The 14638-nt window shown below is 54.5% G+C and carries 16 protein-coding genes; all 16 read left to right on the forward strand.

What is annotated here, in order from left to right:
• The first annotated feature begins 122 nt into the window (after positions 1-122).
• The 16 genes from TREPR_RS05860 to whiG all read left to right on the forward strand — a co-directional run bounded on the left by TREPR_RS05860 (position 123) and on the right by whiG (position 14633).
• Positions 123-320, forward strand: a complete 198-nt coding sequence (locus TREPR_RS05860; RefSeq protein ID WP_015707378.1) for a flagellar FlbD family protein — start codon at positions 123-125, stop codon at positions 318-320.
• A gap of 5 nt (positions 321-325) precedes the next feature.
• A complete protein-coding gene (locus tag TREPR_RS05865) occupies positions 326-1108 on the forward strand; it encodes a motility protein A (protein ID WP_015707379.1) in 783 nt (260 codons plus the stop codon).
• A gap of 78 nt (positions 1109-1186) precedes the next feature.
• On the forward strand, positions 1187-1918 hold the full coding sequence (motB, locus tag TREPR_RS05870) for a flagellar motor protein MotB (RefSeq protein ID WP_015707380.1): 732 nt from the start codon (positions 1187-1189) through the stop codon (positions 1916-1918).
• An 85-nt stretch (positions 1919-2003) separates the two neighbouring features.
• Positions 2004-2567: a flagellar basal body-associated FliL family protein gene (locus TREPR_RS05875; protein ID WP_015707382.1), complete on the forward strand. Its 564-nt coding sequence runs from the start codon at positions 2004-2006 to the stop codon at positions 2565-2567.
• 153 nt (positions 2568-2720) lie between these two features.
• A complete protein-coding gene (gene fliM, locus TREPR_RS05880; RefSeq protein WP_015707384.1) occupies positions 2721-3752 on the forward strand; it encodes a flagellar motor switch protein FliM in 1032 nt (343 codons plus the stop codon).
• The gene (fliN, locus tag TREPR_RS05885) at positions 3749-4834 is read left to right on the forward strand and encodes a flagellar motor switch protein FliN (RefSeq protein WP_015707385.1); all 1086 of its coding nucleotides are present in this window, start codon (positions 3749-3751) and stop codon (positions 4832-4834) included. Before fliM ends, fliN begins: the two co-directional genes overlap by 4 nt.
• Positions 4835-5003: 169 nt before the next feature.
• Positions 5004-5555 (forward strand): flagellar biosynthetic protein FliO, encoded by a 552-nt coding sequence (locus TREPR_RS05890; protein WP_245534795.1) that lies wholly within the window; start codon positions 5004-5006, stop codon positions 5553-5555.
• Entirely contained in the window at positions 5552-6379 is an 828-nt protein-coding gene (gene fliP, locus TREPR_RS05895; protein ID WP_015707387.1) for a flagellar type III secretion system pore protein FliP, read from the forward strand. The genes TREPR_RS05890 and fliP overlap by 4 nt, the downstream gene beginning before the upstream one ends.
• Before the next feature lie 13 nt (positions 6380-6392).
• Positions 6393-6662, forward strand: coding sequence for a flagellar biosynthesis protein FliQ (gene fliQ, locus TREPR_RS05900; protein ID WP_015707388.1), 270 nt, complete (start codon positions 6393-6395; stop codon positions 6660-6662).
• Positions 6663-6764: 102 nt separating this feature from the next.
• A complete protein-coding gene (gene fliR / locus TREPR_RS05905) occupies positions 6765-7580 on the forward strand; it encodes a flagellar biosynthetic protein FliR (RefSeq protein ID WP_015707389.1) in 816 nt (271 codons plus the stop codon).
• Positions 7577-8719 carry a flagellar biosynthesis protein FlhB gene (flhB, locus tag TREPR_RS05910; RefSeq protein ID WP_015707390.1) on the forward strand — a complete coding sequence of 381 codons (1143 nt, stop codon included), beginning with the start codon at positions 7577-7579 and terminating at the stop codon, positions 8717-8719. Before fliR ends, flhB begins: the two co-directional genes overlap by 4 nt.
• 39 nt (positions 8720-8758) lie before the next feature.
• Positions 8759-10858, forward strand: a complete 2100-nt coding sequence (gene flhA / locus TREPR_RS05915; RefSeq protein ID WP_015707391.1) for a flagellar biosynthesis protein FlhA — start codon at positions 8759-8761, stop codon at positions 10856-10858.
• Between the two features lie 28 nt (positions 10859-10886).
• Positions 10887-12227, forward strand: a complete 1341-nt coding sequence (gene flhF / locus TREPR_RS05920) for a flagellar biosynthesis GTPase FlhF (RefSeq protein WP_015707392.1) — start codon at positions 10887-10889, stop codon at positions 12225-12227.
• Complete coding sequence (locus tag TREPR_RS05925) at positions 12227-13114, forward strand: MinD/ParA family protein (protein WP_015707393.1); 888 nt, start codon at positions 12227-12229, stop codon at positions 13112-13114. Before flhF ends, TREPR_RS05925 begins: the two co-directional genes overlap by 1 nt.
• A 10-nt stretch (positions 13115-13124) precedes the next feature.
• Positions 13125-13811: a hypothetical protein gene (locus TREPR_RS05930; RefSeq protein WP_015707394.1), complete on the forward strand. Its 687-nt coding sequence runs from the start codon at positions 13125-13127 to the stop codon at positions 13809-13811.
• A 9-nt stretch (positions 13812-13820) separates the two neighbouring features.
• Entirely contained in the window at positions 13821-14633 is an 813-nt protein-coding gene (gene whiG / locus TREPR_RS05935; RefSeq protein WP_015707395.1) for an RNA polymerase sigma factor WhiG, read from the forward strand.
• Positions 14634-14638: the final 5 nt, after the last annotated feature.

A 14638-nucleotide genomic window follows, 5' to 3' on the forward strand; every position in this document is an offset into this window, starting at 1 on the left:
CCCCGCTAAAGCGGGGAAAATCAGTTAAGGAGTTTTTGCTTTGCAAAAACTCCCCATACTTATGGTGACTAAAAAGGTGCCTGGCACCTTTTTAGTCACCGGGAACGGACCCAGGAGGGTACATGATACAGGTAACCCGGTTAAACGGTTTGGAATATTACATAAATCCCCATCAGATTGAGTCCATTGAGACCCGGCCGGATACCACTTTTCTGATGCTTTCCGGCAAGGTTGTGATTGTCAAAGAAAATGTAACAGAAGTTATTGACAAGATTGTGGAGTACCGCCGGCGTATCGGCGGCTTTAAGAACGAGGAGTAGTTTACATGGATATATCAACCCTAATCGGAGTAGCAGGTTGTTTTGCGATGGTCGGCCTGGGGGTCATCTCCGGGGGAACAAGCCTTGGGACCTTCGTGGATATTCCTTCGGTCTTAATCGTTGTGCTGGGTTCCTATTTTGGCCTCTTTACCTTCAGCAGTATTCCTGACGCGGTGGGTATCTTTACTACCATAGGTTTGACCTTTAGAGCTTCCAACTACAATGAGAAGAGCCTGATCCAGCAGCTTATGGCCATGTCGGAGAAGGCCCGCCGTGAGGGGCTCCTGGCCCTGGAAGAGATGCTGGACGATATAGAAAGCGATTTTATCAAGAAGGGGCTGCGCCTGGTGGTGGACGGTACGGACGCCGAAATTGTGCGAACCCTGATGGAAACCGAGATGGGCCAGATGCAGGAACGGCATGTGTCGAAAATCCAGGTCGTCAATATGTGGGGCACCCTGGCCCCGGGACTTGGGATGTTGGGCACCGTTATCGGGCTTATCGGTATGTTGAAAAACCTGGAAGACAAATCCGCCCTGGGCCCGAACATGGCAGTCGCCCTGATCACCACCCTTTACGGTTCCATGGTGGCAAACCTTCTGATGATCCCCTGGGCGGGCAAATTAAAAATCAGTGACGCCAAGGAATCCAAGGTAATGGAAATGGCCATTGAGGGGGTGCTCTCCATCCAGGCCGGGGACAACCCCCGTATTCTGGGCATGAAGCTCCTTTCCTATCTGACCCCGGTGGAACGCAAGGCTATGGAAGCGGAAATATTGAAGGATTAGGGGACTTTGAAACCAAAGGTTTCAAAGTCCCTTGGAGAAAATTGCTTTGCAATTTTCTCCATACATAAGGACTGATATATGGCAAAAAAAAAGAAGCCTGATGCGGGCGGGGCGGGGGGCGAGTGGATCGTAACCTATTCGGACATGGTTACTTTGATGCTCTGTTTCTTTGTCGCCCTGTTCAACCCCGACGAATCTACCCCTTCCACCCTGGAAGCCCTGATTTCGGCCTTTAACAATATAGGCATCGGGGCAAATATCGGGGGCAATACCCTGTCGGTGGGAAAAAGCGCAGACTTGGGAAATACCATCGCTTCATTGCCCGCCATGGAAAAGGGCCAGAGTCTGGGCACGGCTCTGAAAAAGGCGGTAAGCCTCTTTAACCCGGAAGTGAAGTCTAACAAGGTTAAGGTTACCCACGACGAACGGGGACTGGTCATAAGCCTGGCCTCGGACGCCTTCTTTAACCCTGCCAGCGCCCGGATCAATGTGGAACAGACCCGGGATATACTGCTCCGGCTGGGAACTCTCCTGGCCTCCGACGAGATTAGGGGGCGGAAATTCCGCATAGAGGGGCATACTGACGACACCCCGGTGGACCCCGACGGCCCCTGGGAGTCGAACTGGGAACTTTCCACCCGCCGATCTATCAGCGTTCTCCATTATTTAACCGATATTGGAGTAGCTGAAAACCGGTTCCAGGTGGCGGGTTTTGCCAATACCATGCCCGTGGCTTCCAACGATACCGCCGAAGGCAGGGCCTATAACCGGCGGGTGGATGTCATCATCCTGGATGACGGCCATTTATGATGGCCCGGGCTTCATGAAGAAAAGAGGTTTGCATAAAATCTTTTTTTTGTATACTATAGAAATAGATTTCGGGAGGAATTGAGTCATGGCAGAAGATGATGATGTCTTAGGCGATAGCGGCGACGCACCGGAAGGCGGCGGCGGCGGGGGTGCGAAAAAGCCGAGCGGCTTGGGCGCATTGCTGCCGAATCTCCTTAAATTTGTGGCAATCGGCCTTGGGGCCTTGATTTTTATTGTAACCGTCACGGTCATTACCTTTAATTTTATGAACAAGGGGGGCAAACCCCAGACCGGAGTGGCCGATGCCGCTTCTCCCTACATAGGGAAGCGGCCGGAGTACCTGTATTTCAATTCCATCGGTACTGTGCGGACCCGGACCAAGGATGTTACCTCCCATTCGGTGGTGGTTGATATGGCCATCGGCTATGATATGAACGATAAAAACGCCGCCACCGAGCTGACCACCCGGCTCTATGAACTCCAGGATTTTGTGCGGAATTTTTTCAGTTCCAAGTACGCCGAGGAGCTTTCCACGGAGCGGGAAGCCCGGTTGAAACAGGAAATAATTGAAGCCCTGAACACCAGGGTCCTGAATTCATCCAAAGCAAAGAATATAGTCTTTAAACAGTTGGATGTGATGGAATTATGAGATAAAAAAACTTCGTTTTTTTATCTCTTGGAGTTTGGACGAAACCCTGCGGGTTTCGCCTTGGAGTTTTCTACGAAAACTCCATTTTACCGAGCATGGAGTTTTTGGCGCAGCTAAAAACTCCAAAATAAAAAACCGGAGGTTTTTTATTCAGTGACAGAAGTTCTGTCCCAGGATGAAATAGATCAGTTACTCACCGCAATCAACGCCGGGGATACGGAGCCTGAGGTTTTTAAACCCGCCGCAGACACCCGGAAGATCAAAATTTACGACTTCAAGCGGCCTGATAAATTTTCCAAGGAACAGATCCGGACAGTCTCCATTATGCACGAAACCTTTGCCCGGCTTACCACTACCGCCCTGTCCGCCCAGCTCAGGGCCATGGTGCACGTCCATGTGGCCTCGGTGGACCAGCTGACCTACGAGGAATTTATCCGCTCCATCCCCACCCCCACCACCCTGGCGGTTATCAACATGGACCCCTTAAAGGGGAACGCCATCCTGGAAATAGACCCGGCCATCACCTTTTCTATCATTGAGCGCCTCTTCGGCGGCCCCGGGGAGGGAACCAAGTCCCAGCACGAACTCACGGACATTGAATCTGCGGTTATGGAAGGGATCGTGGTCCGCATCCTGGGGAATATGCGGGAAGCCTGGGCCCAGGTGATTGACCTCAGGCCCCGGCTGGGGCAGATCGATACCAACCCCCAGTTTGCCCAAATCGTACCCCCCACAGAAATGGTGGTCCTGGTCACCCTGGAAACCAAAATCGGGGAGGTGGAGGGGATGATGAACTTTTGTATCCCCTACCTGACCATAGAGCCCATCATCGGAAAACTATCGACCCAGTTCTGGTTTTCTTCGGTACACCGGGGCACCACCCCGGAAAACCTCAATTTGCTTAAGGAGAAGCTTGCAAACGTCGATGTTAGTGTTATAGCGGAAATCGGCAGCATACAGGTTCCCATACGGGATGTGCTTGGCCTGCGGGCCGGGGATGTGGTCCGGCTCAACAATGTCAGAGCCGGGGATGCTTTTTCCCTCAATATCGGCAATAAAACGAAATTTTTATGCCGGCCCGGTATAATCGGGAAGAAGGTTGCGGTGCAGATCATCAAAAAAACAGAAGAACTTGAAAAAGAAGAATTTGAAGAACTTACGGCGGAAGGGGAGGAAGCATTATGAGCGATGGCGCTCTTTCACAGGATGAGATAGATGCACTGTTGTCGGGAGTAGATTCCTCCGGTCCTGGAGACATCCCGGGCAATGGTAACGGCGATGCGGAGTCAAAGGCCCTCCAGGGCTACCTTTCGGGTACCGTGGATGCCCAGTCTTCCAACCTTTCCACCATGACAGGCGCTACGGTTTCCCTTAAGGGGCCTACAGTAAGCGCTTCCACCCGGGATTCTCTGGTAGAAAAGCTCCCGGATATGGTTACTGCGGTTAAGGCGGATTTCAGCGGCGGGTTCCCGGGGGAACATGTTTTCCTCTTTTCTGAGGATGCCGCCAAGGCAATAGCCGCCCTGATGAACAAAGAAGAAAACATCGAACTGGACGAAATGGCCATGTCCGTGATCGGGGAAATGGTGGGCACCCTGGTGGGTACTCAGATCACCACCCTGACCGGAAAAACAGGTAATAAGTCTATCGCCAATGTGGCCCCCGAAGCAGCCAATGTCCCCAAGGCCACAGCAGCCCTGCCGGCAGGGGAGTTCCAGGTCGCCGACTACCAGCTTGATCTGGGGGACGGCAAGGCCTACCAGGTTTGGGAAGTCTACGGCCCCCAGGTGTCGGCGGATATAACCCGGGCTCTGAGCGGGCCTCCGCCTGCTGCACCCGGCGCGGCCTCCCAGGCAGCCCGGCCGGCCAACGGTGGGTCTGCTATGGGGGGTATGTTTGGAGGAGCAGCCATGGGCGGCGGCGGCATGGGCGCCATGATGGGATCCCCCACCAATGTGCAGTCCGTACAATTCCCCAACCTTATGCCCAGCCCCACAGCCCAGGAGCAGGGAAATATCGGCCTGATCATGGACGTGTACATGGAAATGACCGTCGAATTGGGCCGTACCCGGAAGCTCATCAAGGAAATTCTCGGCATGGGGGAGGGCACTATCATTGAATTAGACAAACTTGCCGGTGAGCCTGTGGACATTCTGGTCAATCATAAGCTCATAGCCAAGGGAGAAGTGGTAGTAATTGATGAAAATTTTGGTGTCCGGGTCACAGAAATTGTTTCTCCTATGGAAAGAATGAGTGAACTGAGCTAGAATAGGGGTAGTATAATAATACTAATAGTGGTATAAGTTAAGAATCAGTTTGTACTTGGGAGGGGAAAAACTGAATCGACGACAATGTTTTTTTGCCGCGCTGTTTTTAAGCGCCGGCCTTTTTATTAACAATCTCAATACTCTGTCCGCTCAAACGCCGGATATCAGTGTGGATAGCCCTGTCCCAAGGGATGGCAGCCTTCCGCTTACAGAAACTGCCGCACAAACTTTGCCTGAAAGCCAGATCATCCTGGGCGAAGCGATCCCCGGAGAGGCGATAAACGCCCCCGCAAGCTCGTCATTATTTATAGTCCTCCGTATGGTCCTGGTCCTCGCCCTGGCGGCGGCGGCCATCTACGGGCTGGTCTTTTTCTTTAAACGCCTGTCCCGCCCTCCGGGGCAGAGCAACCCCTACCTAAAGGTCCTGGCCAACGCCCCCCTGGGCGCGGGCTCTCGTGTATCGGTAGTTTCCTTAGGCAGCAAGGCCTGGCTGGTGGGCGCTTCCGATAGCGGCGGCGTCTCCCTGATATCGGAAATTGAGGACCAGGAACTGGTGGACGCCATGCTCCTGGACGAGTCCCGCAACGGTTCCCGGGGTGGCGGCGGGAAGCTGCTGAATTTTTCCGCCCTCCTGCGCCGCCTGGGTGGGGCCGCCGCTCCGGATCACCGCCCCACCCCAGAAAGCCTGCGGAAACGGCGGGAAAGGCTGAAGGACCTATGAGGCGTCCCGTTGCCCTGGCAGGGGCAGTAATCCTGCTGGCTTTGTTTGCCCCTCCCCGGGCTGCGGCTCAAACTTCGCCCTTCCCGTTTCCGGATCTGTCCACCCCGGGTACTATGGGGATCCCCTCGGCGCCCTCGGACCCGGTGATACCCTTTATCGATTTGACGGTCCGCAACCCTGAAACAGGCCGGGAGGTTGCCTTTTCCCTCCAGTTACTATTGCTCCTCACGGCCCTCTCCCTGGCCCCCAGCGTTATTATCCTGATGACCAGTTTTCTGCGCATCTCCATTGTGCTGGACTTTATCAAACGCGCCTTGTCCCTCCAGCAGTCCCCTCCTAACCAGGTGATTTTGGGAATCTCCCTGTTCCTGACCGTTTTTATCATGTGGCCCACCATAGATGAGATATACCAAAATTCCTTCCAGCCCCTCCAGGAAGGAACCATCTCGGTGCAGGAAGCCTACCGTGGGGCCGAGGCGCCTTTGCGGCTTTTTATGTACCGCCAGATGCAGGGCAACCCGGGCAATATACGGCTCTTCATGTCCATGCGGGGTCTGGATCGGCCTGAAACCCTGGCGGATGTGCCCACCTATGTGCTGATCCCCGCCTTTATTTTGAACGAGCTAACCGTTGCCTTTAAGATAGGCATTTTGTTGTTTATACCCTTTATCGTGATCGATATGGTGGTGGCCAGCGCCCTCATGTCCATGGGCATGATCATGCTGCCCCCGGTGATGATTTCCATGCCCTTCAAGCTGATCCTCTTTATTTTGGTGGATGGCTGGGGGCTTTTGACGGACCAGATAGTCCGTTCCTTTTTGTAAGGAAGCGTAGAATATGAGTGTTGGTGAAATTACGTCCCTTCTCCGGGGGGGGATCTTTGAGACCCTGCTCCTGGCTTTGCCCCTGCTTTTGTCCGCCCTGGTAGTAGGGCTGGTGGTAGCCATCTTTCAGGCCACCACCTCTATTCAGGAGCAGACTCTCACCTTTGTACCAAAGGTGCTGGTAATACTTCTGATGCTTGGCGCATTGGGGGGCTGGATGTTTACATCCCTGGGGGATTACACGGTGCAACTGTTCAGAATGATTCCGGCAATGGCGCGCTAGCGCGCCATTGCTTGCAGTTTGGCTTGCAGCCAAACTGCGGCATAAATGTTTAGGCGAAAGCCGGTTAGTGGCTAAGTGAATGAAGGGTAAAGGGGTTGTTTGGTGATTGAGACACAGTATCTCAACGAGATTATGGCGGCGGCGCCGGTTTTTCTCCTGATTGCAGCCAGGGCTCTGGCTATGATCGAGACTGCGCCCCTCCTGTCCTCGGATGCCATACCCCAGGTCGCCAAAATTGCCCTGGCAGGGTTTGCGGCCTTCTCGGCGTTTCCCACGGCCCTGAGTGCGGGCTGGAATGTTTCGCCCTTTGGCATGTACTTTGTGCTGCTCCTCATCGGGGAGGCCATCGTGGGGATAATCATAGGGTTTTACCTCACCCTGATCTTCGCCGCCTTCTCCACGGCAGGACAGTTTTTCTCCCTCCAGATGGGCTTCGGGGCATCTGAAACCTTTGACCCCCTTGCTCAAATTGAAAACCCCCTGATGGGCCAGTACCTGAACCTGGTGGCCATGCTGGTATTCCTTTCCATAGGCGGCTTCCGGGAACTGTTCCTGGGGGGCTTCTGGGCTTCCATCAGGTCCATCAGCGCCATGTCCCTGGTTACAGGCCGGGAGGCGGTGGTACAAATGCTGCTCTCCGGGCTTTCCCGGCTTTTCCTGGACGCCATCATCATCAGTATGCCCATACTGGGAACCCTGTTCCTGGTTTCCCTGTCCACAGGGCTCATCTCCAAAGCGGCCCCCCAGATCAATATCCTTACTGAGGGCTTTCCCATTTCCATCACCGTAGCCTTTGTGTTGATCATGGCAACCATGCCCTTCATGGTGGAAGCTTTTGCCCGGGTAGTGGACGCAGGCTTTCAGAATATAGAAGCCCTCTACGGGCGTATTGGGGTACGAATCGGGGGCGGGTCATGAGTTGCCTTAATGATGAAGCCTTAAAAGCCGCCTTGCTCATGGATTTACAGTGGTTCGCCGCAGAAGACGAGGGCCGTACCGAGGAACCTACCGAGTACAAGATACAGAAGGCCCGGGAAGACGGGCGGGTTGCCAAAAGCCAGGAGCTTGTGGGCGCATTGGTACTGTTGCTGCCGGCGCTGACCATCTTTTTCCTGGCCCCCTCTATGCTCAGGACCTGCGTAGAAATGCTGCGCTTCTACTTTTCCCGGATCACCGAACTGGACCCTATCCGGGACCGTGTAGTAGCCCAGGCCTTTTTTGACTACCTGATAAAGCTGACCCTGCCCATTGTGGCCATGTCCATGGTGGCGGCGGTTTTCGCCAATGTGGTGCAGACCGGGTTTCTCTTTACCACTAAGCCCCTGACCCCGGATTTTTCTAAGGTGGTCCCCCGGCTGGGGCGGTATTTCCAGAAGACCCTCTTTTCTATGGAAGGGCTCTTCAATATTGCCAAGTCCATCATCAAGATGCTCATCATAGGCTCCGTGGCTTTCTTTCTTATCCGCTCGGAGATTAAGGAACTGGCAAACCTCCAGACCGCAAGCCTCTGGTTGGGGGTCACCACTGTGGCAGGCCTGGCAATACGGATGCTGATCATCGCAGCATTACTGCTGCTCCTTCTTTCCATACCGGATATGCTCTTCCAGCGCTGGCAGTACCGGGAATCCTTGAAAATGTCCAAGCAGGAAGTGAAGGAAGAACGGAAGATGTACGAAGGGGACCCCCTGATCAAGTCCCGGCTGCGCCAGCGTATGCGGGAGCTGATGAACAGGAATATTGCCGTCACGGTTCCCCGGGCGGATGTGGTTATTGCAAACCCGACCCACTTTGCGGTGGCTTTGGAGTACAAAAGCGGCATGGACGGCCCCACGGTGAGCGCCAAGGGGGAGGACGAGCTGGCCCTGCGGATACGCCGCATTGCCGAGGAAAACGATGTGCCGGTGGTAGAAAACAAACCTTTGGCCCGGGCTCTGTATGCCGAGGCGGAGGTGGGAGAAATCATACCGGAAACCTATTACCGGGCCGTAGCGGATGTGCTGGCCTATGTGTACCGCACCAATGAGGAACGGCGCCGCAACGCCGGTCTTGGGGCATGAGGGGGAATGTAGCAGATGTCTGACACTAATAGAGGCATAATGCCGAATAATCTTTTTGGAAACCGCACGGAACTTTTCATGGCCGTAGCGGTGGTGGCGGTGGTAATGATGCTGATCATACCCCTGCCCACCATACTCCTGGACGCCCTGATGGCCATGAACCTGGTTCTGGCTTTGCTCATATTACTGATCGTGCTCTATACCAGAAAAGCTACTGACTTCAGTATCTTCCCAACCATACTGTTGGTGTCCACGGTGTTCAGCCTGGCCCTGAACGTTTCCTCTACCCGGCTCATCCTGACCAAGGGCTCCTCTTTTGACGGCCGCATGGTCCGGGCCTTCTCCTCCTTTGTGGTGGGCTCCGGAGGAACCGAAGGCTTAGTGGTGGGCGCAGTGATATTCGTCGTTATCATCGCTGTGCAGGCCATGGTGATCACCAAGGGCGCCACCCGTATTGCGGAAGTGGCGGCCCGGTTTGCCCTGGACGCTCTGCCGGGTAAGCAGATGGCTATTGAGGCGGAGTACAATTCCCAGGCCATCACCGAAGAAGAGGCCATAGCCCGGAAGAACGATCTCCAGCGGGAGGTTGACTTCTACGGCGCCATGGACGGTTCCAGTAAATTTATCTCCGGCAACGTCAAGGTGGGGATACTCATCACGGTGGTGAATGTCATTGGGGGCTTCATCATCGGCATGGTGATCCACGGGGAGCCCCCAGCCCTGGCCATCTCTAACTATATCGCCTTTGCCATCGGGGACGGCCTCCTGTCCCAGTTCCCGGCGCTGCTCATTTCCACCGCCACGGGCATCATTGTTACCCGGTCGGTTTCCAACGGTACCTTCGGTGAGGATGTCTCAGAACAGTTTACCCGGGACGCCCGGATCTACTGGATAGGCGCGGTTGCCCTGGGCGCCCTTGCCCTGCTGCCCGGCTTCCCCTGGTACGTGCTCCTCCCCATGGCGGGGCTCCTGGTTTTCATGGCCATACGTCTGGGCCGGCGTCAGACCAAGCGGGATACCGCTGCGGCTAAAACTGCGGAGGCCAAGAAGGCCAAACCTGAAACCGAGGACATGTCCCCGATTGTGCCCCTGGATCCCCTGTCCCTGGAATTGGGCTACGGCCTGATCCCCCTGGTGGACCGGGAAAAAGGCGCGGAGCTCCTGGAACGGGTCCACCGCATACGCCGGGAATCCGGGCTGGACCTGGGGCTGGTAATTCCCCAGATACGGATCATCGACAACATACGGCTGGAACCTTCGGAGTACTGCTTCAAAATCCAGGGGGTCGATGTGGGCCGGGGCAAGATACGCATGGGCTACTATCTCTGCATCAACCCCGGGGGGGTCAAAGACGAACTGCCCGGGGAAAAAACCCGGGACCCCACCTTTGGGCTGCCCGCCCTTTGGGTCAATGAGGATAAACGGGACGAGGCTGAACGGGCGGGCTATACCGTGGTGGACCCCCCCTCGATCATCGCAACCCATTTAACGGACATTATCAAACGCCATGCTGCGGAGATACTGGGCCGCCAGGCTACTCAGAAGATATTGGACACCCTCAAAAAGGACTATCCCGCGGTGGTGGAAGAAGCCCAGAAGGTTCTCAGCTTAGGGGAGATTCAGAAGGTGCTCCAGTCCCTGCTCCGGGAACAGGTGTCCATCCGTAATATGGTCGCCATCCTGGAAGCCCTGGCGGATTACGGCCAGGCCGCCAAGACTGCCAAAAATATGCAGTTCCTCGTGGAAAAGGCCCGGCAGGCCCTGAGCCGGCAGATCTGTTTGCAGTTTGCCACTGACGACCGGGTCCTCCGGGTGCTGACCATCAACCAGGCCCTGGAGCAGAAGATCCTGGACAGCGCCGTGGAAACCGCCTCAGGTGTCATATCTGCCATGGACCCGCCTACCAGGATGGCCTGGATCAAGTCCCTTTCCCGGGCGGTGGCGGCGGTTCAGGACCAGGGCTGGTACCCGGTGATCCTTTGTTCTGAAGCTGCCCGGTATTTGGTAAAATCTTCATCGGATCGGGAACTGCCGAATCTGGTGGTGCTTTCTATTCCCGAGATCGTACCGGACATTTCCGTAGAAGCGGTGGGGGAAATCAAAATAGAAAGCGAAGTGGATGGGAAATTAGCCGGATGAGTTTTAAAAATAAGAAGGAGAAACGATAGTGTCTGTAGAACAGTTTATAGAACAGGGCGCATCCTATTCGGAATGTTTACAGAAGGTCCGCCTGAAATACGGTGAACGGGCCAAAGTGATGAACTACCGGACCATCCGCATGGGGGGCTTTTTAGGTCTCTTTACCCGGGAAGGGGTGGAGATGACCGGGTATATTTCCACTGATATCCGCTATGCCACCATGGGCGGCTATGGCGCTTCTTCCTCCGGCCTGGCTCAGGGCGCCAGGCAGCCTGGTCAAACTAGCCTGACTAGTCATAATATTCCGACAGCTCAGAACGGCCAGACGGGTCTGGCAAATCAGACCTTGGACTTTGAAGAAGAGAAGAAAAAGATCCTTGCGGCGAATAATAAGACAGACCCCACCCTGCAAAAACTCCTCAATGAAGTAAAAACCCTGAGCGAAAAGCTTGATGCCAATGTACGTCCCCAGGGGGAGGAACACCCTACCCTGGGCCGTCTGGAGGAGATCTTCTATCAAAACGATTTTTCCCCCGGCTATACCAAGGCCATGCTGGAACGGGTCAGAAAAGAATTTTCCCTGGAAGATCTGGGAAATTACGATGTAGTCCAGGATAAGGTGGTGGAATGGATAGGGGAAACCATAAAAATACATAATACAACCCAGAGCCGCCGCAAGAGCCGGATACTGGTCCTGGTTGGCCCCACCGGGGTAGGGAAGACCACCACCATTGCCAAGCTGGCCGCCGCCTACGGGATAGACGGCTGGGGCCGCCCCCCCCTGGCGGTGCGGATGATCACCATCGACGGCTACCGTATCGCCGCCAAAGAGCAGCTTGAGATCTACGGGGACATCATGGGCATCCCGGTCTCCTACGTAAACACCACCGATGAGCTGCGGAAAACCCTGGCCTTCTACGAGAATGGCGCGGACCTGATTCTGGTGGATACCATTGGAAAGAGTCCCCGGGACGCGGTGAAACTGGGGGAAATGAAACAGTTTCTGGAAGTTTGCGGTTCCTCCGCAGAGGTACACCTGGCCCTGGCGGCAAGTACCAAGTACAGTGACATCAAGGAAATAATCCGGCAGTTTGCCCCCTTCAATTTCCAGTCCGTGGTGATCACCAAGCTGGACGAAACCGTACGGGTGGGGAATGTGATTTCCGCCCTGGAAGCGGAGGGCAAGCCGGTGGCCTATATCACCGATGGCCAGCCGGTAGATAAGCATATTCATCGGGCCAGTGTGGTCCGGTTCTTAATCAACCTTGAGGGATTCCGGATCAACCGGGAAGAAATTGAGCAGCGATTTCCCCCTGGAGCCTCCACCGAGGCGGCAGGTCGAAGTTCCCCTCTGAATGGAGAAAAGTAATGGAAGATCAGGCGGAAAACTTACGGGAAATAATGCGAAAAAAGCGGGGCGCCTCGGAGCCTGCCCAGGATAAACCCAAGGAGGGTAAGCGGGCCCGGGTCATCACCATCACCAGCGGCAAAGGCGGGGTGGGAAAGACCAATGTGTCGGTCAACATGGCCCTAGCCTATGCCCGGCTGGGTAAAAAGGTGGTGGTCATGGACGCCGACCTGGGGATGGCCAATGTCAATGTGATGCTTAACATGATCCCCAAATGGAGCCTCTACCATGTGATCCGCAAACAAAAAACCATGAAGGAAATTATGGTGGAAACCGAATACGGGATCTCCATCGTAGCCGGGGCCTCAGGGTTTTCCAAAATCGCCAACCTCACCGAGGATGAGCGGATGAATTTTATCGAGGAGCTGGATACCCTGTCCAATGCGGACATCATCATCATCGACACCTCCGCAGGGGTTTCCAGTAATGTGCTGGACTTTATCGCCGCCGCGGATGATGCGGTGATTGTCACCACCCCGGAACCCACAGCCATCACCGACGCCTATGGGATCATCAAGATCATAGCCACGGAAATTGACAGCCTGAACATGGGGCTTAAACTGGTGGTTAACCGGGTTAGAACCGTAGCAGAGGCAAAGAAGGTGGCTGACCGGATAACCAATAGCGCCGGCCAGTTTCTGAACCTCAAGGTTGATTACCTGGGATTCATTTATGAGGACACTGTAGTCTCCCATGCGGTACTGCGGCAGCGTCCCTTTATGGTAATTGATCCCAAATGCAAGGCCTCGCTCTGCATACAGCATATTGTGGGGCGCATGGAAAAGAGCGATATTAAAGAAAGCGGGGGCTTCGGGAATATGATTAAACGGATTTTTAGCGGCAATTAGGAGGCGGCGCATGTTTGATCCCAAGATCAGTGGTATAGCCGGCGGAATTGGTTTTCTCCTGTCCATCCTGATAGGCATTATCAGCGGCGCCGGCCTGGGTATCGTTTTTATCCGGGCCTTTATCTTTGGGGGCGCCTTTTTCATCCTGGTAACCATCGTCTATGCGGCGATAAACATGTATTTGCCGGATCTTTTAAAGGCTTCCAATGCTCCGGGCTCCCAGATAGATATCTCTATTGGAGGAGGCGATGAGGGTACGGGGAGCGAATTACCCGATACAATTGGGGGACTTGGGGACGGATTAAACGAATTTATGGAAAATCCTGGGGGATCGGATGAAAATATGGAGCCTTTCCCGGTAAATAGTCTGGACCAGAACGGCGAAGCGGGGTATACTGGAGAGGGTAATTTGGAAGAATTGCCCCGTTCTTCAGGCCCGGCCCTTCCGGCAGAGGCTGATTTTGATGGGGACTTCGGCGATTCGGTGGATGTACTGCCGGATCTGGACCTTATATCCGGGGCCTTTACCGGCTCCGGCGGAGAAAAAGCGGCAGCCGCGAGTACCGGCGGCGGTGCTTCCGAGAGTTTCGGTACTGAGGCCGCTAAGCCTCTTGCAGGAAAAAAAGGCTTGGATGGAGATTTCAATGCCAATGAGTTGGCTTCGGCCATCCAGACAATTTTAAAAAGGGAAAAATAGGGATAAGCTATGGGGAAGGTCCTCGGGAATAATCTTACGGAATATTCTCTGGAAGAAAAGACAGAAGAGGAACTCTGGCAGGAATACCGCCAAAACCACGATCCCAGGATCCGTGAGACCTTTATTAAACAGTACGCCCCGCTGGTAAAGTATGTGGCCGGAAAACTCGCGGTCGGCATGCCCCATAATGTTGAATTTGATGACCTGGTAGGATTCGGTGTTTTCGGCCTTTTGGATGCTATTGATAAATTTGACCCGGATAAAAATGTAAAATTTAAGACCTATGCGGTAACCCGCATACGGGGCGCCATTTTTGACGAACTGCGGTCCATAGACTGGGTCCCCCGGTCGGTGCGGCAGAAGACCCGGGAGGTGGACGAAGCCGTAGGCGCCCTGGAAGCCCAGCTGGGCCGTACTGCCACGGATCAGGAAATCGCCAATTCCCTGGGGATGGATGAAAGCGAATACCTCAAGACCATGATGAAAATTTCCGGTACATCCATCCTTTCCCTGAATGATGTATGGTTTTCCGGGGATGAAAACGACAAGGTCTCCATCGGGGACAGTATTGAATCCCCCTCAAGCCTCAATCCGGACGTGATCGTAGAAAAGAACGAAATCCGCCGGGTCATCGTGGAAGCCATAGAGGAACTGCCAGACAAAGAAAAAAAGATACTGGTTCTCTATTATTATGAGGACCTGACCCTGAAAGAAATTGGACAGGTCTTGGAAGTAACCGAATCCCGGGTATCCCAGCTGCATACCAAGGCAATCCTGCGGCTCCGGGCAAAACTTACAAATATCCGCAAGGGTATCATGTAAGATAG

It is taken from the genome of Treponema primitia ZAS-2 (assembly GCF_000214375.1).
GTDB classification, from domain to species: domain Bacteria; phylum Spirochaetota; class Spirochaetia; order Treponematales; family Breznakiellaceae; genus Termitinema; species Termitinema primitia.